The organism is Paenibacillus sp. J22TS3 (assembly GCF_018403205.1).
Classification (GTDB): domain Bacteria; phylum Bacillota; class Bacilli; order Paenibacillales; family Paenibacillaceae; genus Fontibacillus; species Fontibacillus tuaregi.
Genome location: NZ_BOSF01000013.1, coordinates 37586 through 59257 on the forward strand (window position 1 = coordinate 37586; position 21672 = coordinate 59257).

The following is a 21672-nucleotide window of genomic DNA, read 5'->3' on the forward strand; positions in this document are numbered from 1 at the left end:
AAGTCTCCCTTCAAAATTGAAGTTATTAGTTTCGGCCTTATCCTACCAACGATAGTGAGCAAACGCACGGTTTGCTTCAGCCATTTTGTGCGTATCTTCGCGTTTCTTAACCGAAGCGCCAGTGTTGTTGGATGCATCGATGATCTCAGCAGCCAAACGCTCTTCCATAGTTTTCTCTCCGCGATTGCGGGAGTAGTTCACGAGCCAACGTAAACCAAGGGAAGTACGTCTTTCTGGTTTAACTTCGATAGGCACTTGATAGTTCGCACCACCTACACGGCGAGCTTTAACTTCAAGGACCGGCATGATGTTCTTGATAGCTGCTTCAAACACTTCCATTGGATCATTACCAGTACGTTCTTGAATCAGGTTGAACGCATTGTACAGGATGCTTTGAGCAACTCCGCGTTTTCCGTCGAGCATGATGCGGTTGATTAGGCGGGTAACAAGCTTGCTGTTATACACCGGATCCGGCAGCACGTCTCTCTTTGTAACAGGACCTTTGCGTGGCATGGATTATCCCCCTTTCAGTAATAGTTCATTCAATTAATGTTATTCGTTAATCTTAAGACTTCTTAGCCTTAGGACGTTTCGCACCGTATTTAGAACGGGCTTGCATACGGTTGTTAACACCTGCAGTATCAAGAGCTCCGCGTACGATATGATAACGTACCCCTGGAAGGTCTTTTACCCGGCCTCCACGAATCAGCACGACACTGTGTTCCTGCAGATTGTGTCCGATACCCGGAATGTAAGCAGTCACCTCTACGCGGTTCGTCAAACGAACACGGGCATATTTACGAAGCGCTGAGTTCGGTTTCTTCGGAGTCATAGTACCTACACGAGTGCAGACACCACGTTTTTGTGGAGCGCTCAAATCAGTAGCCTCACGCTTCAGGGCGTTGAACCCTCTTTGAAGAGCTGGCGATTTGGACTTGTAGACCTTAGCTTGACGTCCTTTACGAACTAGTTGGTTAATTGTTGGCATGTTGTTGCCACCCCCTTCCTCAATGTTTACGCATCTTTACAAACCAATTAATTAAGCCCACAGACCCAGGCGGTTCATAAAAAAGCAAAGGAAAGTTTTTGCCTCGGGCATTCACCCTAATGCAAAAACGTTTCATACGATTATTGTTTTACTATCGCAACCACAGCTGCTCCAACCTCAATCCCGCAAGCTTTGCCGAGTTCCTTCATGGTATCAACATAAGTCAGTTTGATCGAAGCCTTATTGCAGAGCCCTATGATCTTTGACGTAACACGTGGATCTGCATCTTGTGCGATGTAAACCTCTTCGGCATTCCCAAGTTCCACGGCTTTCGTCGCTTGCTTGGCGCCAATCTTGACATGAGCATCCTGTAGTCCTCTATCATTAGACATCTTTCGATTCCTCCAAAAATACAGGGAATTACCTCTACTCACGCACCTTTGCTATATTAGCATCCCAGATGGGCGATGTCAAGCAATTAAATGAATAAAACGGCGAAGCAGCCGTAAGTGGAGTTATAGCTCCACATATGACTGCTCCGGCGTCAACCCGGACGGCTATTACTCTACCGATACCGGCTCAAGACTTTCTTCAGAAACGCCATCTTCCTCTTGATCATCGAACTGAACGCTGCGGTAACGGTTCATACCTGTACCTGCAGGAATCAGCTTACCGATAATAACGTTCTCCTTAAGTCCGAGCAGCTTGTCGACTTTACCTTTGATGGCAGCGTCGGTAAGTACCCGTGTGGTTTCCTGGAAGGAAGCCGCAGACAAGAAGGAGTCTGTCTCCAAGGAAGCTTTGGTAATACCCAGCAGAACCGGTTTGGCCACAGCAGGCTCTTTATCCGACAGGATGGCCTCTTTGTTGGCTGTCTCGTATTCATAAATATCCACAAATGAACCCGGAAGAAGTGCTGTATCCCCGGCATCCACAATACGGATCTTACGAAGCATCTGCTTGATCATAACTTCAATGTGTTTATCGTTGATTTCTACGCCTTGGTTACGGTATACGCGCTGTACTTCCTGCAAAATGTAGTTCTGTACGCCGCGGATACCTTTGATGCGCAGAATTTCTTTAGGGTCAATGGAACCGTCTGTCAGCTCATCCCCAGCTTCGATCTCCTGTCCTTCGCTTACGCGCAGACGGGAGCCATAAGTTACGGAGTACACCTTCGTCTCGGCTTCACCTTGAATCTCAATTTCACGGCGGTCCTTCGCTTCACGGATTTCCTTAACTACACCGTCAAGCTCACTTATGGTAGCCTGACCTTTCGGATTCCGTGCTTCGAAGAGCTCCTGGATACGCGGCAAACCTTGTGTAATATCGTCACCCGCAACGCCCCCGGTATGGAACGTACGCATCGTGAGCTGGGTTCCCGGCTCCCCGATGGATTGGGCGGCAATGATACCCACCGCTTCACCGATTTCCACGAACTTGCCTGTTGCCAGGTTGCGTCCGTAACATTTCTTACATACCCCGTGACGTGCACGGCAGCTGAGAACAGAACGGATCTGCAGCTTCTCAACGCCAGCCTTCACGATCGCATTCGCACGATCGGTATCAATCAGCTCGTTGCGCGCAACGATGATCTCCCCGGTCTCCGGATGTTTAATCGTTTCGAAGGAATAGCGTCCTTCAATACGGTCAAACAGATCTTCAATGATCTCTTTACCGTCTTGAATCCGGGATACAGTAATCCCTTTATCCGTACCACAGTCGTCTTCACGAACGATAACATCCTGCGCAACGTCTACCAGACGGCGTGTCAGGTAACCGGAATCGGCTGTACGAAGAGCTGTATCCGCCAGACCTTTACGGGCTCCGTGTGTCGAGATAAAGTACTCGAGGACGGTAAGTCCTTCACGGAAGTTCGCTTTGATCGGAAGCTCATAAATCCGTCCGGATGGCGTTGCCATCAGACCCCGCATACCGCCCAGCTGGGTGATCTGCGATTTGTTCCCCCGCGCTTTGGAGTCAACCATGAGCATGATGGAGTTGAAGCGGTCCATCGATTTCATGAGGACGTCTGTAAGCTGATCCTTGGATTTGGACCAGATATCAATTACGCGGTCATACCGTTCTTCATCCGTAATCAAACCGCGGCGGTACTGGTTGGTAACCACACGTACCTTCTCATCGGACTCACGCATGATGGTTGCTTTTTCTTCAGGCACTACAACGTCGGATACGGCGATACTTACACCGGCGCGTGTGGAGTACGTGAAGCCAAGCTGTTTGATTCTATCCAGAATCACAGACGTTTCTGTCGTGTGATAGGTCTCGAAGCAGCGTGCGATAATCGATCCCAGATATTCCTTACCCACAGCGCTTGCAATGGCCGGATCGGCAATGCGTTCCGCCAGATCAGCGCCTTTCTCATGAACGAAGTACTTGTCAGGAGTCCCGTTGAACAGGTTATCCCGGGTAGCTTCATTGATGTAAGGGAAGCTGGATGGGAAGATTTCGTTGAAAATAATCTTACCGACTGTAGTAACAAGCAGCGCCTTTTGCTGTTCAGGTGTAAATCCGTCTTTGTTCAAAGCTTTGGCCGGAATAACAACACGTGCATGCAGGGATGCTACGCCGCGCTGATAAGCGGATACGGCTTCGTTCACACTGCCCAAAATCATACCGGAACCTTTGGCTTTGTTATCGTCCATCGTCAGATAGAAAGATCCAAGGACCATATCCTGGGATGGTGTAACAACCGGCTTACCGTCTTTCGGGTTCAGGATGTTACCAGATGCGAGCATCAGAATGCGCGCTTCGGCCTGAGCTTCAGCTGACAGAGGAACGTGTACCGCCATTTGGTCACCGTCGAAGTCAGCGTTATACGCCGTACATACGAGCGGGTGAAGACGGATCGCACGACCTTCTACCAAGATCGGTTCAAATGCCTGGATACCCAGACGGTGAAGCGTCGGTGCACGGTTCAGAAGAACCGGATGCTCCTTGATTACCTCTTCCAACACATCCCATACCTCAGGGCTTACGCGTTCAACCTTGCGTTTAGCACTCTTGATATTATGGGCCAAGCCTTTATTCACAAGCTCTTTCATGACAAAAGGCTTGAACAGCTCCAGTGCCATTTCTTTAGGCAGACCGCACTGGTACATCTTCAGATAAGGACCTACTACGATAACGGAACGACCAGAATAGTCTACCCGTTTACCGAGCAAGTTCTGACGGAAACGGCCCTGCTTACCTTTCAGCATATGGCTGAGAGATTTGAGCGGACGGTTACCCGGACCAGTTACTGGACGACCGCGGCGGCCGTTATCGATCAGGGCGTCCACCGCTTCCTGAAGCATGCGTTTCTCGTTCTGAACGATGATATCCGGTGCGCCAAGGTCAAGAAGGCGTTTCAACCGGTTGTTCCGGTTGATTACGCGGCGGTACAGATCGTTCAGGTCAGACGTTGCAAAACGTCCACCATCGAGCTGAACCATCGGACGAAGTTCCGGAGGGATGACCGGAAGAACGTCCAGAATCATCCACTCCGGCTCGTTGCCGGAATTGCGGAAGGCCTCAATGACTTCAAGACGCTTGATTGCCCGGTTGCGGCGCTGGCCTTGGGCCGTGCGCAGCTCTTCCTTCAGGAAATCAAGTTCTTTCTCCACGTCGATATCCTGCAGAAGCTTCTTGACAGCTTCGGCACCCATGCCGGCTTGGAAACCGTAACCGTATTTCTCACGGTAGCTGCGGTATTCCTTCTCGGACAGGAGCTGCTTTTTCTCAAGCGGCGTATCGCCAGGATCTGTGACAACATATGATGCAAAGTAAATAATCTCTTCCAAGGATCTAGGGGACATATCCAAAGCCAATCCCATCCGGCTAGGAATCCCTTTGAAATACCATATATGTGAAACAGGTGCAGCCAGTTCAATGTGGCCCATACGCTCACGGCGCACTTTGGCGCGTGTGACCTCTACGCCGCAGCGGTCGCAGACAACGCCTTTGTAACGCACACGCTTGTACTTACCGCAATGACATTCCCAGTCTTTTGTAGGACCGAAAATTTTCTCGCAGAAGAGCCCTTCTTTCTCCGGCTTCAGCGTACGATAGTTAATCGTCTCCGGTTTCTTCACTTCTCCGCGGGACCAAGAACGAATTTTATCTGGGGAAGCAAGCCCAATTTTCATAAACTCGAAATTGTTGACGTCCAACAAAGAGCATCCCTCCTTAACCAAATCCTGATTTGTACTTCTATTCTACGCCGACTTCGGAGCCTTCCAGGTTCAAACTAAGTTTGTCGCCTGCGGTGTCCTCATCATCGTCAATTTCTCTCATTTCAATTTCTTCTTCGTTCTCACTCAGGATTTTAACGTCCATACCCAAACTTTGCAGTTCCTTAATCAGAACTTTGAAGGATTCAGGTACGCCCGGTTCCGGCACGTTCTCGCCTTTGACAATGGACTCATAGGTCTTCACGCGGCCTACCACGTCATCGGATTTGACGGTCAGAATTTCCTGCAGGGTATACGCAGCACCATAGGCCTCGAGCGCCCAAACCTCCATCTCCCCGAAACGCTGTCCACCGAATTGGGCTTTACCACCCAGCGGCTGTTGAGTAACGAGAGAGTATGGTCCCGTAGAACGGGCATGGATTTTATCATCAACCATGTGCGCCAGCTTGATCATATGCATGACACCTACAGTTACTTCACGCTCGAAACGGTCCCCAGTACGTCCGTCATAAAGCACAGTCTTACCGTTACGCTGCATTCCCGCTTCTTCCATCGTATCGAACACGTCATACTCGTTCGCGCCATCAAATACCGGAGTGGCAACATGGATACCCAAACGCATGGCGGCCATACCCAAATGAATCTCCAGCACCTGTCCGATGTTCATCCGCGATGGTACCCCAAGCGGGTTGAGCACGACTTGTACCGGTGTGCCATCAGGCAGGAACGGCATATCTTCCTCAGGCAGAATCCGTGCAACGACACCCTTGTTACCATGTCGGCCGGCCATCTTGTCACCTTCGGAAATTTTACGTTTCTGGGCAATATATACACGAACAAGCTGATTCACACCCGGTGGCAGCTCATCGCCGTTCTCACGGGTGAACACCTTAACATCAACGACAATACCATCCGTACCATGCGGTACACGGAGGGAGGTATCGCGAACCTCGCGGGCCTTCTCACCAAAGATCGCATGCAGGAGGCGTTCCTCCGCAGTCAGCTCGGTAACCCCTTTCGGTGTTACTTTACCAACCAGAATGTCGCCTGCTCCAATCTCGGCACCCACACGGATAATTCCACGCTCGTCGAGATTCTTGAGCGCTTCTTCCCCGACGTTCGGGATGTCACGGGTAATCTCTTCTGGTCCAAGCTTCGTATCACGCGCCTCGGATTCATACTCCTCAATGTGGATGGAGGTGTATACATCTTCCTTAACGAGCTTCTCGCTAAGGAGAATCGCATCCTCATAGTTGTAACCTTCCCAAGTCATGAAGGCTACGACCACATTGCGGCCCAGTGCCAATTCGCCCATCTCTGTGGAAGGACCGTCAGCCAGGATATCACCCTTCTTGACGATATCGCCTCTCTTAACGATCGGACGCTGGTTGATGCATGTTCCTTGGTTCGAACGCATAAATTTGTGTAATTTATATTTAACAAGATCGCCTTTAACTTCCTTGCCATCTACAGTTTCCACACGGCGCAGCCAAATTTCATTTGCTGCGGAACGCTCGATAATCCCGTCATACTTGGAAACAATACATACACCGGAGTCTTTAGCGGACTTGTGCTCCATCCCTGTACCTACGAGAGGCGCTTTAGGAATCAGAAGCGGTACCGCCTGACGCTGCATGTTCGATCCCATGAGTGCGCGGTTGGAGTCATCGTTCTCCAGGAACGGAATAAGAGCGGTCGCAACCGACACCACCTGTTTAGGAGAGATGTCCATATAATCGACGCGGTCACTAGGCATCGTCAAGATGTTATCGGACTGTTTGTTGTAACGAACGATAACCATATCATCTTTGAATGATCCGTCTTCGGTCAGTTCAACGTTCGCCTGTGCGATAACATAGTTATCCTCTTCATCTGCAGTCAGATAAGAGATTTGATCTGTGACTTTTCCTGTCTTAGGATCAACCCAGCGGTAAGGAGCTTCGATAAAGCCATACTCATTAATGCGGGCAAATGTAGACAAGGAGTTGATCAGACCGATGTTCGGTCCTTCCGGCGTCTCGATTGGACACATACGGCCATAGTGAGAGTGGTGAACGTCACGCACTTCCATGCCCGCGCGTTCCCGCGTCAGACCACCAGGTCCGAGTGCAGACAGACGGCGCTTATGCGTAAGCTCAGCAAGCGGGTTCGTCTGGTCCATAAACTGGGACAACTGGGAGCTGCCGAAGAACTCTTTAATCGAGGCAATAACCGGACGAATATTGATCAAAGCCTGCGGTGTGATCACATTGGCATCCTGAATCGACATTCTCTCACGAACTACACGTTCCATACGGGACAGACCGATACGGAACTGGTTCTGAAGCAGCTCACCTACAGAGCGCAGACGACGGTTACCCAGATGGTCAATATCATCCGTGCTTCCGATTCCGTGCAGCAGATTAATGAAATAGCTGATTGAGGAGATAATATCAGCAGGAGTAATATGCTTCACCGATTTATCAATATTGCGGTTTGCAATCACTTTAACTACTTTGCCGTCTTCAATCGGAGAGAATACATCAATCGTCTGAAGAGGTACATCCTCGGACTCCAGAACACCATTAGCAACATGGTAAGTCTTAAAGCCGACGCCTTCTTCCAGATTCTTAAGAATCTCATCCAGCAAACGACGGTCAACCATTTGACCCGCTTCTGCAATGATCTCACCTGTTGTTGTATCAATCAGGGATTCAGCAAGACGCTGGTTGAACAAACGGTTCTTGATATGAAGCTTCTTGTTGATTTTGTAGCGACCTACATTCGCCAGATCATAGCGTTTTGGATCGAAGAAGCGGGCAACCAGCAAGCTTCTTGCATTATCCAGTGTAGGAGGCTCACCCGGACGAAGACGCTCATAGATTTCAATGAGAGCTTTCTCAGTAGAATCGGTGTTGTCTTTGTCGAGTGTATTGCGGATATATTCATCGTTACCGAGAAGATCCAGAATTTCAGCGTCCGTCCCGAACCCGAGTGCGCGAAGCAGCACGGTTACCGGGATTTTGCGTGTGCGGTCGATCCGGACATAAATAATGTCCTTCGCGTCCGTCTCAAGCTCGAGCCACGCACCGCGGTTAGGAATTACCGTCGCCGTGTAAGTCTTCTTACCGTTCTTATCTATTTTTGTATTGAAATAGACGCTAGGGGAGCGGACCAACTGGCTGACAATAACCCGTTCTGCACCATTGATAATGAAGGTGCCGGTTTCGGTCATCAGCGGGAAATCCCCCATGAACACTTCCTGCTCTTTGACTTCGCCGGTTTCTTTATTAATGAGCCGGACTTTTACTCTAAGTGGTGCTGCATACGTAACGTCACGTTCTTTCGCATCGTCCACGGTATACTTTGGTTCACCAAGACTGTAGTCGATAAATTCCAGAATCAAATTGCCGGTAAAATCCTGGATCGGCGAGATGTCCTGAAACATTTCCCGAAGACCTTCCTCCAAAAACCACTCATATGATTTTTGTTGGATTTCAATCAGGTTCGGAACCTCGAGTACCTCGTTAATTCGCGCATAACTACGCCGAGTGCGTCGACCATATTGAACAAGATGTCCTGCCAACTTAAACTCACCCCTCATGTCTACTCACTTAAAAATTTCATTGCGAACCCGTGTTTGTCCCTATATAATAAGTCCATAGAAACGGATTCACGCACAAATAAAGAAAAGCCCTTATCGAATGCTATCGAAAAAAGAGCATCATTATTAGTGCCTTTCCTGTCGATGTCCTCATACTCAGTAGATTTGCCAAAATTGGGCATAATATACGTTTGCAGGAGATTCGAAAACCTCGGCTTGCGAATTTATGCTTGACATTTCAGCGCGCTAAAGCCATGTAGGGCATCCTAATACTGACATTTTATAATAATATCACACCAGAAGACCCGAGTCAACAGCCTTCCTCACTTTTTTCGAGAATTCTCCGGATTTATTTTGTAGCTTTAAAAATCCGATACCCCTTGTCCTTTGTCACTTCGTCCACTTGGGCAAACAAAGACTCCAGCTTCTCCTTGGCCGATGGCGCCCCCTGCTTCTTCTGAATAACCACCCAGAGAGATCCGCCTTCATGAAGCCGCTCAGCCGCACCCTCGAATACAGCATGTACCGTCTGCTTGCCTGCACGGATCGGAGGATTCGTCAGAACTACATCAAAGGTCTGGTCCCCCAGCTCTTGATACAGATCACTTTGCAGAATGGTAACATTCGTAATGCCGTTACCCGCCGCGTTCTCCTTGGCAAGCTCAACTGCACGCTCATTCACGTCAATCATGGTTACCTGTCCTCTAGAAGCAAGTCTTGCAGCGGCAAGCCCAATCGGGCCGTATCCACAACCTACATCCAAAACACGTGCATTCTCCGGCATCTCCATAGCCTCAATCAGCACACGGCTTCCAAAGTCTACTCCTTGCTTAGAGAATACACCCGCATCGCTTACAAATTTAAAGATCTTGCCCCGGAGCGTGGCTTCCCACACTTTACGGTCATGCGCCGTTTCCGGCTTACTGGAATAATAATGATCGGGCATGCTTTCCCTCCAGCCTTAAATTTCGGATCAGTTCTTCCTAGATTCCCTCGATCAGAATCCTTTCATTCAGAAGAACAAGACCCTCTCACTTTATATAAAACAAACCCCTTGAATTTCTTCAAGGGGTTTGCGCGGTAAGGAAGAATTACTTCACTTCTACAGAAGCGCCTGCTTCTTCCAATTTAGCTTTAACCGCTTCAGCATCCTCTTTGGATACTTTTTCTTTCAATGGTTTTGGTGCGTTGTCAACCAGGTCTTTTGCTTCTTTCAAGCCAAGGCCAGTGATTTCGCGAACCACTTTGATTACGTTGATTTTGGAAGCGCCAGCGCTTGTCAAAATTACGTCGAATTCGGATTGCTCAGCAGCTGCTTCGCCAGCGCCGCCACCTGCTACAACTACTGGAGCTGCTGCAGTTACGCCGAATTCTTCTTCGATTGCTTTAACGAGATCGTTAAGCTCAAGAACAGTCATACCTTTGATTTCTTCCAAAATTGTTTCTTTACTCATGGTAGAACCTCCGTTATATAATTTTATAGTTTTTGTTAATTCAGATCACTGGATCAAGAATTCTCTTACGCGCTAGCGCCTTCCTCTTTCTCCGCAACGGCTTTAACTGCAAGCGCGAAGTTGCGAACTGGAGCTTGAAGTACGCTGAGGAGCATAGAGAGGAGACCTTCGCGGGATGGAAGATCCGCAAGAGCTTTGATTTGGTCAACGCCGACTACACGGCCTTCAACCACGCCACCCTTAATTTCCAAAGCATCATTCTTCTTAGCGAAATCACTAAGAATTTTAGCTGGAGCTACGGCATCGTCCGTGCTGAATGCGATTGCTGTAGGACCTGTCAGAACTTCATCAAGTTCAGACAATTCTGCAGCTGCAGTTGCGCGGCGAACGAGCGAGTTCTTCAGTACTTGGAATTCGATCCCAGCTTCACGAAGCTGTTTACGAAGTTCAGTCACTTGAGCAACATTCAGACCGCGGTAGTCAGCAACAACAGTTGTTACGCTTTCGCGCAGTTTAGAAGTTACCACATCAACGGCATCTTGTTTTGCTTGAATCACTTTTGCATTTGCCAAACTGTACACCTCCTGATAGATTTTCTGAGCTGCCGGCCTTTATTCCGTACAAAAAACACCGGTGCTCTCCTGCAATAACGGGCCAGCCGTATATATGAGGAAGATTTTTTAATGATTCGAACCTAGGCTGTTAAGTTAACAGAAACCCGTCTGAAACCATTAAAAAAGCCTCCGTAGAATCACGAAGGCCTGATAAATCATCATTTACAGAATACTGCAAATTCCGAATTTCTATCACAACACCTCGGTAGGAAATTAAGCCTTGCGGCACCTACTGTCTACGGTAAGCATATTCAAATTTAGTTAAAGCGTAGTGCAACCACTTTACTATACCAGAGGGTCGTCTCAAGAGTCAACCCTGAAATTATTGCCAGAGGCAACATTTCTTATCTGTAAGCAGCAGTGTTTACACGGGCGCTTGGTCCCATCGTCGAAGAAATCGCGATATTCTTCAAGTATACGCCTTTAGCAGCCGCTGGTTTAGCGCGGTTCAATGCATCGATGAGAGTCTTAAGATTCTCATTCAGCTTGTCAGCATCAAAAGATACTTTGCCGATTGGTGCATGAATTTGACCTGCTTTATCAAGACGGTACTCAATTTTACCCGCTTTGATTTCTTGAACCGCTTTAGCTACGTCAAACGTAACTGTACCGGCTTTAGGGTTAGGCATCAAACCTTTACCCCCGAGAAGACGACCCAATTTACCAACTTCACTCATCATATCCGGAGTTGCTACGCAAACATCGAACTCGAACCAGCCTTGTTGGATTTTGTTGATTACGTCTTGATCGCCTACATAGTCAGCGCCAGCAGCTTCCGCTTCTTTTGCTTTCTCACCTTTAGCGAATACAAGAACGCGTTGAGTTTTACCAGTACCGTGCGGCAGTACAACAACGCCACGAACAGCCTGGTCTTGTTTACGAGGGTCTACACCCAAACGTACTGCAGCTTCAACAGTTTCGTCGAATTTCGCAGTAGCTGCCTTCTTAACCAGCTCAACGGCTTCAGCAGGCTCGTAAGTTGCTTCGCTGTCAATCAGCTTGGCAGCTTCAAGGTATTTCTTACCGTGTTTAGCCATTTAAATTTCCTCCTTTGTGGTATTAGCGGATATTCCTCCCACTTGTTAACCAGACAACCTGTCCAGTGCGTTCAGACGATTAGTCTTGAACAGTGATACCCATACTGCGGGCAGTACCTTCAACCATAAGCATTGCCGCTTCAACGGATGCTGCGTTAAGGTCAGGCATTTTTTGTTCTGCGATCTGACGTACAGTTGCACGAGTCACAGTTGCTACTTTCTTCTTGTTAGGTTCACCTGAACCCTTCTCGATCTTAGCAGCTACACGAAGCAATACTGCAGCCGGTGGAGTTTTGGTAATGAAAGTGAAAGAACGATCTTCAAATACCGAAATTTCAACCGGAATGATCAAACCAGCTTGATCGGCAGTACGAGCGTTGAATTCTTTACAGAATGCCATGATGTTGACACCCGCTTGACCCAGCGCTGGACCTACCGGAGGTGCTGGATTCGCTTTCCCCGCAGGAATTTGCAGTTTTACAACTTTAATGATCTTTTTAGCCATGTAAAACACCTCCTTGCACTAGTAGTGGTACCCGGGATTACCGAACATAATCCCTCCCACAGAAAACCAGAAGAAACCTATATCTTCTCCACTTGAGTATAGTCAAGCTCAAGCGGGGTTTCCCGTCCAAACATGTTGACGTGAACCTTGACCTTGCTCTTGTCGGTGAGAATTTCTTCTACAGATCCAACAAAATTAGCAAAAGGACCAACTTTAATACGCACAGACTCCTTGAGTTCAAACTCAATTACCGGCTTCGGTTCTTCCATTCCCATGTGGTTCAGAATCTGTTCCACTTCTTCAGGAAGCAAAGGCGTCGGTTTGGAACCGGAACCTGTCGAGCCGACGAAACCTGTAACTCCCGGTGTATTGCGGACAACATACCAAGAATCGTCAGTCTGGATCATTTCCACCAAGACATAACCAGGGTAAACCTTACGCATAACGGTTTTCTTCTTACCGTCTTTGTTTACAATTTCTTCTTCCATCGGAACAAGAACCCGGAATATCTTGTCTTCCATGCCCATAGACTCAACGCGTTTTTCCAAATTGGCTTTGACTTTATTCTCATACCCGGAGTAGGTATGAACAACATACCATCTTTTTTCCATATCAAGCCACCTGGGACCCTTCTTAAATAATCGCGTTGATCACAGCGGAGATGCCGATGTCAAGAACCCAAAAATAAATGGCGACAACTACGATTGTACCGAGCACAATCAGCGTGTAATTAGTCAGCTCTTTACGATTAGGCCAGCGAACCTTTTTAAGCTCAGCCCAGCTTTCAGAGAAAAAAGAAAACATCGACTTGAAACTACGTTTCATCCGCACCTACACCTCCAAAGACTATCTGGTTTCGCGATGAGGAATTTGCTCGTTGCAGAACTTGCAATACTTCTTCATCTCCATGCGGTCGGGGTGGTTACGCTTGTTTTTCGTTGTCGTGTAGTTTCTTTGTTTGCAGTTCGTACAAGCCAACGTGATAATTACCCGCATGATGTGCACCTCCCGAAGACATTCTTTCTTATCAGAAGTCTCTATATTGATCTCGGTAGTTAACCGAGCCGTTCAGAGAGACCAAGTCCGCATCTGCTCATCTTAACTTAAGGAAATAATAAGCAAATACTTAAATCTCCTTAATTCAAAAAAAGCAAGCGCGAAATTCGGCCTACCTAAAACACTTTATCACAAGGGTATAGCCATGTCAACGAAAGAATGGCCTTATTCTGGGCCGTGCGGGGACCCTTGTCGATGTATTCTTTTTCCACTGCCAAGCTGCTTCACATTTATGTTTAAGTATGGACCCATCATCCCTGCTCTAAACCTCTCCCACATGTAGGAATCCATAGCCTACCCTATTTACTGGAGAAACTAGAATCATTGATATAAAAAGAAAAAAAGACTCCTCTTGAGTCTCTTCTCTACCATCATTCTCTATAGTCCATCTCGTACTTCCAAATAGCGTTCAAGCTTACGCTTGACCCGTTGGAGCGCATTATCAATTGATTTCACATGCCGTCTTAAATCCACTGCAATTTCCTGATAAGATCTTCCGTCCAAATACAGCATCAGAACTTTGCGTTCCAGGTCGCTGAGAATCTCGGACATCTTGTCTTCCAGGCCCACGAACTCTTCTTGATTGATAATGAGTTCTTCGGGATCAGATACCTGTGAACCGCATATAACATCCAAAAGGGTACGGTCGGAGTCCTCATCATAAATGGGCTTGTCCAGCGAAACGTACGAATTCAGCGGAATATGCTTCTGACGGGTCGCCGTCTTAATTGCCGTGATGATCTGCCTGGTAATGCACAGCTCGGCAAATGCTTTAAAAGAAGCCAGCTTATCACCCTTAAAATCCCTGATCGACTTATACAGACCGATCATGCCTTCTTGAATGATATCTTCCCGGTCAGCTCCAATCAGAAAATAGGACCTCGCTTTGGCTCTGACGAAACTGCGATACTTGTTGATCAAGTACTCCAGTGCTTCGCTATCGCCTTCCCGGACTGCCTCAACAATGTCTTCATCGCTTTGAATCTCATAGTCAAATTTAATCATTACTTTGAGGTCGACACTCACCACAATCCCTCCGGCTGCAACGCACAGTGCCCCGTTACTTCAATCAAGTATACGATCAGTATATATGATGGCATGTAACAGCGTCAACCACATAAGTCCTAAAATTTGTAAAGTCGAACTTTGTCAAGAGCTTTTGGAAGCAAATCGCAAATGTGCCTTTTTACTCTCTGCGCCAGCGTTCAAACATCTTTCTCATCTCGGGAGTCAGCTTGCCACCGAGCGTATTTCGGCTTGAGCCAAGCCGATCCTCGGCAATTTTCGACTGAATCTCCCGCTCACTCTCTTCCACCTGGGTGAGTAATTCCCTGGCAGGAACACGCAGTGCGCCCTGCCCGAAGATCACATGCTGTTCTACTAGGTCACTGGTCGCAACATAGATTTGGCGCCTGCGGTGGCTGAGCTCGCGGACCAAACGCTCTATGCATTCATCCGCCGTTTCTTTCTCCCGGGTGAAATAAACCTGAACCTTGTTCTGGGCAAAAGATTTCCCAAGGCCCGGCACCCGGTATGCGTCAAACACCGCGATTACCATCCGGCCGCTGTAGGCCTGATAATCAGCTAACCGCTCCAGAAGCCTGTCCCTCGCTTCCTCAAGTCCCACCTTGGCGAGCTTGGTCAGCTCCGGCCAATCTCCAATCATATTGTAGCCATCCACAAGGAGAACATCCCGCATCTCCCCCATAACAGGGCTATCCTTGAAGCTTCCGTTTGCGGAGCGTTTCGTACATAATGACCCCCGCGGCAACGGAAGCATTCAGTGAATTAAGCCGGCCAACCATCGGCAGTTTTAGAAGGACATCACATTTCTCCCGGATCAGACGGCCCATTCCTTTGTTCTCGTTCCCGATGACAATGGCAACCGGGCCGGTGAATACTCCGTTATCATAGATTTCTTCACGTGCGCCTACGTCTGTTCCGACTACCCATACGCCCGCTTCCTTAAGCTGATCAATGGTCTGGGCAAGATTGGTCACGCGGGCTACCGGCACATACTCCACCGCACCAGCTGAGGTTTTGGATACCGTAGACGTCACGGATGCCGAGCGGCGCTTTGGAATAATCACCCCGTGAACCCCGGTGCATTCAGCCGTCCGCAGAATAGAACCCAGGTTGTGAGGGTCCTCGATTTCGTCAAGTATAACTAAAAAGGGGGCTTCCCCCTTCTCGGCCGCACTGGCCAGCAGGTCTTCCACTTCCGCATAAGCGTATGGGGCCACTTGGGCCACTACGCCCTGGTGCTGCAGATCAGGCACCAGCTGATCAATCTTCCGTTTGTCGACATGCTGAACGACGATCCCGTTCTTTTTCGCTTCTGCGATAATAGGCTGTGTGAGATGCTTCTGCGCACCTTCCGCTATCAAAATTTTGTTTATCGTACGGCCGGCGCGCAGTGCCTCAAGCAAGGAGTGCTTGCCGCCAATCCAATCTTCGTTGTTGTTAGTTTCCACCTGTGTATCCTCCAGAGTAGGATTTTCCGAGGGGGGCCTCGGACTCCCTTTAATTTTTTTTCACAACCCTCCCAAACCAGCCTTTCACAACCCTCCCAAACCCTCCCTTGCCTAAGGGAGGGCCCCAAGGGCTCCGCCCTCTGGACACCCGGAATTGGAATAACGAGTGTTGGGGCAGAGGCGGTGTTTAGCAGCTGGGTGGGAGGAGCGCTTGCCGTCCCTTGCGGGACCCGCTTGACTTGCGGCGGTGTTTGGTTGCCTGTTTCCGTTGGCGGGAGCGCAGGGTGTGGAGCTCCCGGGCGGGCAGCGTGCGGTTAGCCGCTTGTCGCCCCTTTGGGGCCCGCTCTACATGTGCGCTCCTGCCTGGGCTGTGGGTACTGCGTTTGCCGCATTTTTGGTGTTACTTTGTGCTTGAAGCGCTCTCCCTGCGGGATTCGCTTTGCGTTTGGCGCGAGGCACTGAGGCGGTGCTTTGATGCTTCACGGTGTGACTTTGTGCTATGAGCCGCTCTCCCTACGGGATTCGCTTTGCGTTTAGTGCAGGGCACTAGAGCGGTGCCTTGGTGCTTCTTGGTGTTACTTTGTGCTGCGAGCGCTCTCCCTATGGGATCCGCTTTGCGTTTAGTGCAGGGCACTAGAGCGGTGCCTTGGTGCTTCTTGGTGTTACTTCGTGCTGTGAGCCGCTCTCCCTGCGGGATTCGCTTAGGTTTGGCGCAGAGCACTGAGGCGGTGCTTTGATGCTTCTTGGTGTAACTTTGTGCTGCGAGCGCTCTCCCTATGGGATCCGCTTTGCGTTTAGTGCAGGGCACTAGAGCGGTGCCTTGGTGCTTCTTGGTGTTACTTCGTGCTGTGAGCCGCTCTCCCTGCGGGATGCGCTTTACGTTTGTGCAGAGCACTGAGGCGGTGCTTTGATGCTTCTTAGTGTTACTTCGTGCTGCGAGCCGCTCTCCCTGCGGGATGCGCTTGCGTTTGGCGCAAAGCACTGAGGCGGTGCTTTGGTGCTTCGTGGTGTTACTTCGTGCTGTAAGCCGCTCTCCCTGTGGGAATCGCTTACGTTCGCGCAGACGAGCTTGTCCGGTTAGGACTTTGGAGCGGAGACCATCTGGTCAAGGCCATGTGTAATCAGATATATCATTCGTTCTTGTTCATGATTGTAGTATAAATAACCGATCAGCGCCTCCAAAGCGGTGGCGTGACGGTAATCGATCACGTTTGCGTTCTTCGGGACGCTGCCGGACTTGGCGTTGCGGCCCTGGCGCACGACATCGTGCTCCATTTCGGTAAGCTGCGGCTCGATCAGAGAGAGCAGCGTGGCTTGGGCCTTGGCGGAGACGAACTTCGTCGACTGCTGGTGAAGGTGGTGCGGGCGCAGGTTCGGGCGCGAAATGACATACTGCCGGACCGCGACCTCAAAGATGGCGTCGCCCATATAGGCGAGCGCCAGCGGAGGGAGCAGCCGGGCCGGTTTGGATGACGGATACGGGAACCACAGCGGCGGCATAGAGCTGCCGCTGTTCATATCGTTCCCCGTCATTTGCGCCGCCACCGCATGCCCTGCGGGGTATCCTCAAGCACGATTCCCTGTGCGTCGAGCAGGTCCCGAATCTCATCGGCCCGGGCCCAGTTCTTGTTCTTGCGGGCCTCGGTTCGCTCGGCCACGAGACGCTCGATATCCTCCGAAGGAAGCTCGGTGCTCTCCTCGGTATAGATGCGCAGCACCCCGTTCATCTCATCGAACAGCGCTTTGGCAGCCAGAAGATCAGCGCTGCTGACTACTGGCTGCTTCAGCAGCGCATTCACTTCGTTCACCCATTCAAAGACAGCCGTAATTGCATCCGGCGTGTTGAAGTCGTCCTGCATTTTGTCGTGGAACAATTGACGAATCTCCACGAGTCTATCCTTCAGCTCCGGCGAAACCTCTCCGCCTGTTTCCCCCACCGCTTGAAGCCGGTGGTTAAGATTCCCTACCGCATTCGCAATCCGCTCCACGCTTTTCTCCGCCTGCTCCATCGTCTCCTCCGAGAAGTTCAGCGGGTTGCGGTAGTGGCTGGAAAGCATGAAGTAACGGATGGCTTCGCGCTTGTACATATTACGAAGGTCTTTGACTAGAACCCCATTGCCGAGTGATTTCGACATTTTTTCGCCACTGATGTTGATAAACCCGTTATGCATCCAGTATTTAGCCAGCGGCTTGCCGGTCACCGCTTCGGATTGGGCCACCTCACATTCATGGTGTGGGAACTGCAAATCCTGCCCACCCCCGTGAATATCCAGCGTATCGCCCAACAGATCACGGGCCATGGCCGAGCACTCGATATGCCAGCCCGGTCTGCCGTCTCCCCAAGGGCTGGACCAGTAGATCTCTCCAGGCTTTGCCGCTTTCCAGAGCACGAAGTCCTGCGGATTCTCCTTGCGCTCATCCACATTAATGCGGATGCCGTACTGAAGCTCATCCAGATTCTGATGAGACAGCTTACCGTAATCCTCAAATTTTCCAGTACGGTAGAAGACATCTCCGCCCGACTCATAGGCATAGCCTTTACGCTCCAGCTCTTTGATGAAGTCGATGATGATCGTCATGTTCTCGGTCACCCTAGGGTTGGAAGTTGCACGGGGGATGCCAAGTCCATCGAGGTCCTCATAATACGCTTTAATGAACGTTTCCGCGACCTCCGGAACCGTAGTCTTCATCTCTTCGGCTTTGCGGATCAACTTGTCGTCGACATCGGTAAAATTCACGACATAGTTTACGTCATATTTCTGATTCTCCAGATAACTCCGCACAACATCGAAGAAGATCATCGGCCGTGCATTCCCGATATGGATATACCCGTATACCGTTGGTCCGCAGACGTAAACTTTCGCTTTTCCCGGCTCCTGACTGACGAACTCCTCTTTCTTACGGGTTAGTGTGTTGTAGATGTGAAGTGTCATACTAACATCCTTTCATCGCTCTCATATATGCCCGGACGAGCCAGGCGTAATCTGTCTCTATTTAAAATAAACTAATCAAAGTTGCACCTCTCGGGCGTTGTGATGTCGAGTATTCTAACGACCACTATTGTCTTTAAATGCTTAAAATAAATATTCAGTCAGACGTTCCAAAAGACAAAGGTGGATTATCCGCTCTTTAGAATCACTCGCCCTCCTCACTAAGATCAGTAAATTCTACAGTTTCCAGTTTCGTTTTACATAGATCTGTTACCCTTTATCCCCCTGAACAAGGACCTTATCTTCCTCTTGCGCTTTAGCCCGTTCCTTCTTGAGCTCTCTAAGCTCTTCTTGAAGCTCTTCAATCTCACGCTGCAGCACCCGCATCGTATCAACGACCGGATCCGGAAGCTGATGGCTGAGGCGGTCCATCCGTTTGCCGCCCTGCTTGACGACTTTACCCGGGATGCCTACCACCGTACTGTTTGGAGGCACTTCCTTAAGCACAACCGAATTGGCCCCAATATTGCTCTGGTCCCCTACAGTAAAGGAACCCAGAATTTTAGCCCCTGAACCGATAACCACATTATTCCCAATAGTCGGGTGCCTCTTTCCTTTTTCCTTGCCGCTTCCTCCGAGGGTAACTCCCTGATAGATAACCACATCGTCCCCGATTTCGCAAGTTTCGCCAATGACAACCCCCATCCCGTGGTCGATGAACAGCCGGTTTCCAATGGTAGCTCCTGGATGAATCTCAATACCTGTAAAGAACCTGCTGACCTGGGAAATGATTCGGGCAACCGAGAACCATCTTCTGCGGTAAAAAGCATGTGCGAGCCGGTGACTCCAGATCGCGTGCAGGCCCGAATAAGTGAATACAACTTCGAACCATCCTCTTGCCGCAGGATCATTGTCAAGAACCGCCTCAATATCTGACCTCATCTTCTTAAACATAGGTTATGCCCCCTTCCCCGGTAAGTCTCTTATTACGGCAAAAAAACGTCCCCGCAGCCGAAGCTGCAGAGACGCCTTACACGCGGTCCCACTCTGCTTAAATCCCGCCCAAGCCGCATCTGCAGACATAAGCGCAATTTCTCTCAAGGTCCTTAACGCGGACGTTCCTCGGCGGAATCTACCCACGCCTAACGCGTGCTCAATTCCACAGCTCCCGGGTGCACTTCCGCCACATGCATTTGGATAACTCACAGCCAGGAAGCCTATTTGGGCCAACCCTGATTATCCTCTCTGAAAAACGCAACGTCAGCGTACTCTCCCGATCCATGCCTTTATGATTAAAGTTTCATAATATCAATAGCTTTCTTCTATATTAGCGAAAACAAATCGAACTGACAAGAAGGGATTTGCCTTCAGCTTAAGCCCCGCGAATCTGGGATTTAAGCCGGTCAATCACCCGGTCCTTGCCCAGCAGGTAAATCGTCTGGTTCAGGTCGCGGCCATGGGTCTGTCCAGTCAAAGCCACACGGATCGGCATGAATAGCTGCTTGCCTTTGTAGCCCGTTTCCTTCTGAACTTCCTTGATCAGCGCAGCCATGTTCGCCGCTGTAAATTCTGCGGTCGCTGTAACTTTGTCCAGGAAAGCCTGCAGCACTTCAGGAACCTGAGGCTCGGACAGGATGGCCGCAGCTTCCGCGTCAAGCTCAAGATGAGTGCGGAAGAACAGCTCGGACAGCTCTACAATATCCGAAGCAGAGGTCATCTGCTCCTGGTACAGCGCCACAAGCGCTTTGGCCCACTCATGCTGCTCCGGTGTAAGCTCAGCCGGAAGGCGGGAAGCCTTCTGAAGCTGGGGAATCGCCATTTCCGCAATCCGCTCCGGATCCGAATTTTTGATATAGGTATTGTTGATATGTGCCAGCTTATGCGTATCGAATACGGCCGGGCTCTTGGACAAACGCTGTGCGTCGAAGATAGAGATCAGCTGCTCTTGGGAGAAAATCTCTTCTTCCCCTTCCGGCGACCAGCCGAGCAGGGCGATGAAGTTGAACATCGCTTCAGGCAGATAGCCAAGCTGATCATACTGCTCGATGAACTGGATCACCGATTCATCCCGTTTGCTCAGCTTCTTATGATTCTCCCCAACGATCAGGGTCATATGCCCAAATTTAGGCGGCTCCCAGCCGAACGCTTCATAGATCATCAGCTGCCGCGGCGTATTGGAGATATGGTCCTCTCCGCGGAGCACGTGCGAAATCTTCATCAGGTGGTCATCAAGCACTACAGCGAAGTTATATGTCGGGATACCGTCCTTTTTGACAATAACAAAATCGCCGGATACATTCGACTCAAACGAAATCGGTCCTTTGACCATATCATCGAACTTATACGTCCGGTTGTCCGGAACGCGGAAGCGAATGCTGGCCACGCGGCCTTCCGCTTCGTACGCTTTCTGCTGCTCCTCGGTCAAATCCCGGTGCTTACCGGAGTAACGCGGCATCTCACCTCTGGCAATCTGTTCCTCGCGCTCCTTCTCCAGCTCTTCCTCCGTACAATAACAGCGGTAAGCCAGACCCTTGTCCAGCAGCTCCTGCCAATATTTCTTGTAAATATCAAGCCGCTCGGTCTGGCGGTACGGCCCATACTCGCCGCCCACATCCACACTCTCATCCCAGTTGATCCCAAGCCACTTCAAATATTTCAGCTGGCTTTCTTCCCCGCCTTCAATGTTCCGCTTCACATCCGTATCTTCAATACGAATGATGAATTTGCCGCCCAAGTTGCGTGCGAACAAATAATTGAACAATGCTGTTCTTGCATTCCCAATATGTAAATGACCTGTCGGACTCGGCGCATACCGTACACGAACCTCTGTCACTAAAA

20 protein-coding genes and 1 other annotated feature are annotated in these 21672 nt (G+C 49.8%); all 20 genes read right to left on the reverse strand.

Annotated features, from left to right (window positions below):
- Nucleotides 1–42 precede the first annotated feature (42 nt).
- Nucleotides 43–513 (reverse strand): 30S ribosomal protein S7, encoded by a 471-nt coding sequence (gene rpsG, locus KJS63_RS25265; protein WP_068620423.1) that lies wholly within the window; start codon nt 511–513, stop codon nt 43–45.
- Between the two features lie 52 nt (nt 514–565).
- Nucleotides 566–988, reverse strand: coding sequence for a 30S ribosomal protein S12 (gene rpsL, locus KJS63_RS25270; RefSeq protein WP_068620424.1), 423 nt, complete (start codon nt 986–988; stop codon nt 566–568).
- A 140-nt stretch (nt 989–1128) separates the two neighbouring features.
- On the reverse strand, nt 1129–1380 hold the full coding sequence (locus KJS63_RS25275; protein ID WP_068620425.1) for a ribosomal L7Ae/L30e/S12e/Gadd45 family protein: 252 nt from the start codon (nt 1378–1380) through the stop codon (nt 1129–1131).
- A gap of 168 nt (nt 1381–1548) precedes the next feature.
- The gene (rpoC, locus tag KJS63_RS25280) at nt 1549–5163 is read right to left on the reverse strand and encodes a DNA-directed RNA polymerase subunit beta' (RefSeq protein WP_068620427.1); all 3615 of its coding nucleotides are present in this window, start codon (nt 5161–5163) and stop codon (nt 1549–1551) included.
- Between the two features lie 37 nt (nt 5164–5200).
- The gene (gene rpoB, locus KJS63_RS25285) at nt 5201–8746 is read right to left on the reverse strand and encodes a DNA-directed RNA polymerase subunit beta (RefSeq protein WP_068620429.1); all 3546 of its coding nucleotides are present in this window, start codon (nt 8744–8746) and stop codon (nt 5201–5203) included.
- Nucleotides 8747–9113: 367 nt separating this feature from the next.
- Nucleotides 9114–9710: a class I SAM-dependent methyltransferase gene (locus tag KJS63_RS25290; RefSeq protein WP_213621577.1), complete on the reverse strand. Its 597-nt coding sequence runs from the start codon at nt 9708–9710 to the stop codon at nt 9114–9116.
- Nucleotides 9711–9855: 145 nt separating this feature from the next.
- Nucleotides 9856–10218 (reverse strand): 50S ribosomal protein L7/L12, encoded by a 363-nt coding sequence (gene rplL / locus KJS63_RS25295; protein WP_213621578.1) that lies wholly within the window; start codon nt 10216–10218, stop codon nt 9856–9858.
- Between the two features lie 65 nt (nt 10219–10283).
- On the reverse strand, nt 10284–10790 hold the full coding sequence (gene rplJ, locus KJS63_RS25300; RefSeq protein WP_213621579.1) for a 50S ribosomal protein L10: 507 nt from the start codon (nt 10788–10790) through the stop codon (nt 10284–10286).
- Nucleotides 10791–10942: 152 nt separating this feature from the next.
- Nucleotides 10943–11092 (reverse strand) — a sequence feature (ribosomal protein L10 leader region).
- Nucleotides 11093–11176: 84 nt separating this feature from the next.
- On the reverse strand, nt 11177–11869 hold the full coding sequence (gene rplA / locus KJS63_RS25305; protein ID WP_068620437.1) for a 50S ribosomal protein L1: 693 nt from the start codon (nt 11867–11869) through the stop codon (nt 11177–11179).
- A 79-nt stretch (nt 11870–11948) separates the two neighbouring features.
- The gene (gene rplK / locus KJS63_RS25310; protein ID WP_068620440.1) at nt 11949–12374 is read right to left on the reverse strand and encodes a 50S ribosomal protein L11; all 426 of its coding nucleotides are present in this window, start codon (nt 12372–12374) and stop codon (nt 11949–11951) included.
- 77 nt (nt 12375–12451) lie between these two features.
- Nucleotides 12452–12985, reverse strand: a complete 534-nt coding sequence (gene nusG / locus KJS63_RS25315; protein WP_068620442.1) for a transcription termination/antitermination protein NusG — start codon at nt 12983–12985, stop codon at nt 12452–12454.
- 22 nt (nt 12986–13007) lie between these two features.
- Nucleotides 13008–13199, reverse strand: coding sequence for a preprotein translocase subunit SecE (gene secE, locus KJS63_RS25320; RefSeq protein ID WP_068620446.1), 192 nt, complete (start codon nt 13197–13199; stop codon nt 13008–13010).
- A 21-nt stretch (nt 13200–13220) separates the two neighbouring features.
- On the reverse strand, nt 13221–13370 hold the full coding sequence (gene rpmG / locus KJS63_RS25325; RefSeq protein ID WP_068620448.1) for a 50S ribosomal protein L33: 150 nt from the start codon (nt 13368–13370) through the stop codon (nt 13221–13223).
- A gap of 438 nt (nt 13371–13808) precedes the next feature.
- Nucleotides 13809–14456: an RNA polymerase sporulation sigma factor SigH gene (sigH, locus tag KJS63_RS25330; RefSeq protein WP_068620450.1), complete on the reverse strand. Its 648-nt coding sequence runs from the start codon at nt 14454–14456 to the stop codon at nt 13809–13811.
- Between the two features lie 160 nt (nt 14457–14616).
- Nucleotides 14617–15138 (reverse strand): NYN domain-containing protein, encoded by a 522-nt coding sequence (locus KJS63_RS25335; protein WP_068620452.1) that lies wholly within the window; start codon nt 15136–15138, stop codon nt 14617–14619.
- Nucleotides 15139–15145: 7 nt separating this feature from the next.
- Nucleotides 15146–15904: a 23S rRNA (guanosine(2251)-2'-O)-methyltransferase RlmB gene (gene rlmB / locus KJS63_RS25340; RefSeq protein WP_068620454.1), complete on the reverse strand. Its 759-nt coding sequence runs from the start codon at nt 15902–15904 to the stop codon at nt 15146–15148.
- A gap of 1077 nt (nt 15905–16981) precedes the next feature.
- Nucleotides 16982–17437 carry a Mini-ribonuclease 3 gene (locus tag KJS63_RS25345; RefSeq protein WP_213621580.1) on the reverse strand — a complete coding sequence of 152 codons (456 nt, stop codon included), beginning with the start codon at nt 17435–17437 and terminating at the stop codon, nt 16982–16984.
- The gene (gene cysS / locus KJS63_RS25350; protein ID WP_213621581.1) at nt 17434–18837 is read right to left on the reverse strand and encodes a cysteine--tRNA ligase; all 1404 of its coding nucleotides are present in this window, start codon (nt 18835–18837) and stop codon (nt 17434–17436) included. Before cysS ends, KJS63_RS25345 begins: the two co-directional genes overlap by 4 nt.
- A gap of 267 nt (nt 18838–19104) precedes the next feature.
- Nucleotides 19105–19788 carry a serine O-acetyltransferase EpsC gene (gene epsC, locus KJS63_RS25355; RefSeq protein WP_068620459.1) on the reverse strand — a complete coding sequence of 228 codons (684 nt, stop codon included), beginning with the start codon at nt 19786–19788 and terminating at the stop codon, nt 19105–19107.
- Between the two features lie 418 nt (nt 19789–20206).
- Nucleotides 20207–21667, reverse strand: coding sequence for a glutamate--tRNA ligase (gene gltX / locus KJS63_RS25360; RefSeq protein WP_187386149.1), 1461 nt, complete (start codon nt 21665–21667; stop codon nt 20207–20209).
- Between the last annotated feature and the right edge of the window lie 5 nt (nt 21668–21672).

Coding starts and splice junctions, on each gene's coding strand:
- rpsG (WP_068620423.1), bottom strand. CDS start 513: ATGCCACGCAAAGGTCCTGTTACAAAGAGAGACGTGCTGCCGGATCCG.
- rpsL (WP_068620424.1), bottom strand. CDS start 988: ATGCCAACAATTAACCAACTAGTTCGTAAAGGACGTCAAGCTAAGGTC.
- KJS63_RS25275 (WP_068620425.1), bottom strand. CDS start 1,380: ATGTCTAATGATAGAGGACTACAGGATGCTCATGTCAAGATTGGCGCC.
- KJS63_RS25290 (WP_213621577.1), bottom strand. CDS start 9,710: ATGCCCGATCATTATTATTCCAGTAAGCCGGAAACGGCGCATGACCGT.
- rplL (WP_213621578.1), bottom strand. CDS start 10,218: ATGAGTAAAGAAACAATTTTGGAAGAAATCAAAGGTATGACTGTTCTT.
- rplA (WP_068620437.1), bottom strand. CDS start 11,869: ATGGCTAAACACGGTAAGAAATACCTTGAAGCTGCCAAGCTGATTGAC.
- rplK (WP_068620440.1), bottom strand. CDS start 12,374: ATGGCTAAAAAGATCATTAAAGTTGTAAAACTGCAAATTCCTGCGGGG.
- nusG (WP_068620442.1), bottom strand. CDS start 12,985: ATGGAAAAAAGATGGTATGTTGTTCATACCTACTCCGGGTATGAGAAT.
- secE (WP_068620446.1), bottom strand. CDS start 13,199: ATGAAACGTAGTTTCAAGTCGATGTTTTCTTTTTTCTCTGAAAGCTGG.
- rpmG (WP_068620448.1), bottom strand. CDS start 13,370: ATGCGGGTAATTATCACGTTGGCTTGTACGAACTGCAAACAAAGAAAC.
- KJS63_RS25335 (WP_068620452.1), bottom strand. CDS start 15,138: ATGGGGGAGATGCGGGATGTTCTCCTTGTGGATGGCTACAATATGATT.
- KJS63_RS25345 (WP_213621580.1), bottom strand. CDS start 17,437: ATGACGGGGAACGATATGAACAGCGGCAGCTCTATGCCGCCGCTGTGG.
- cysS (WP_213621581.1), bottom strand. CDS start 18,837: ATGACACTTCACATCTACAACACACTAACCCGTAAGAAAGAGGAGTTC.
- epsC (WP_068620459.1), bottom strand. CDS start 19,788: ATGTTTAAGAAGATGAGGTCAGATATTGAGGCGGTTCTTGACAATGAT.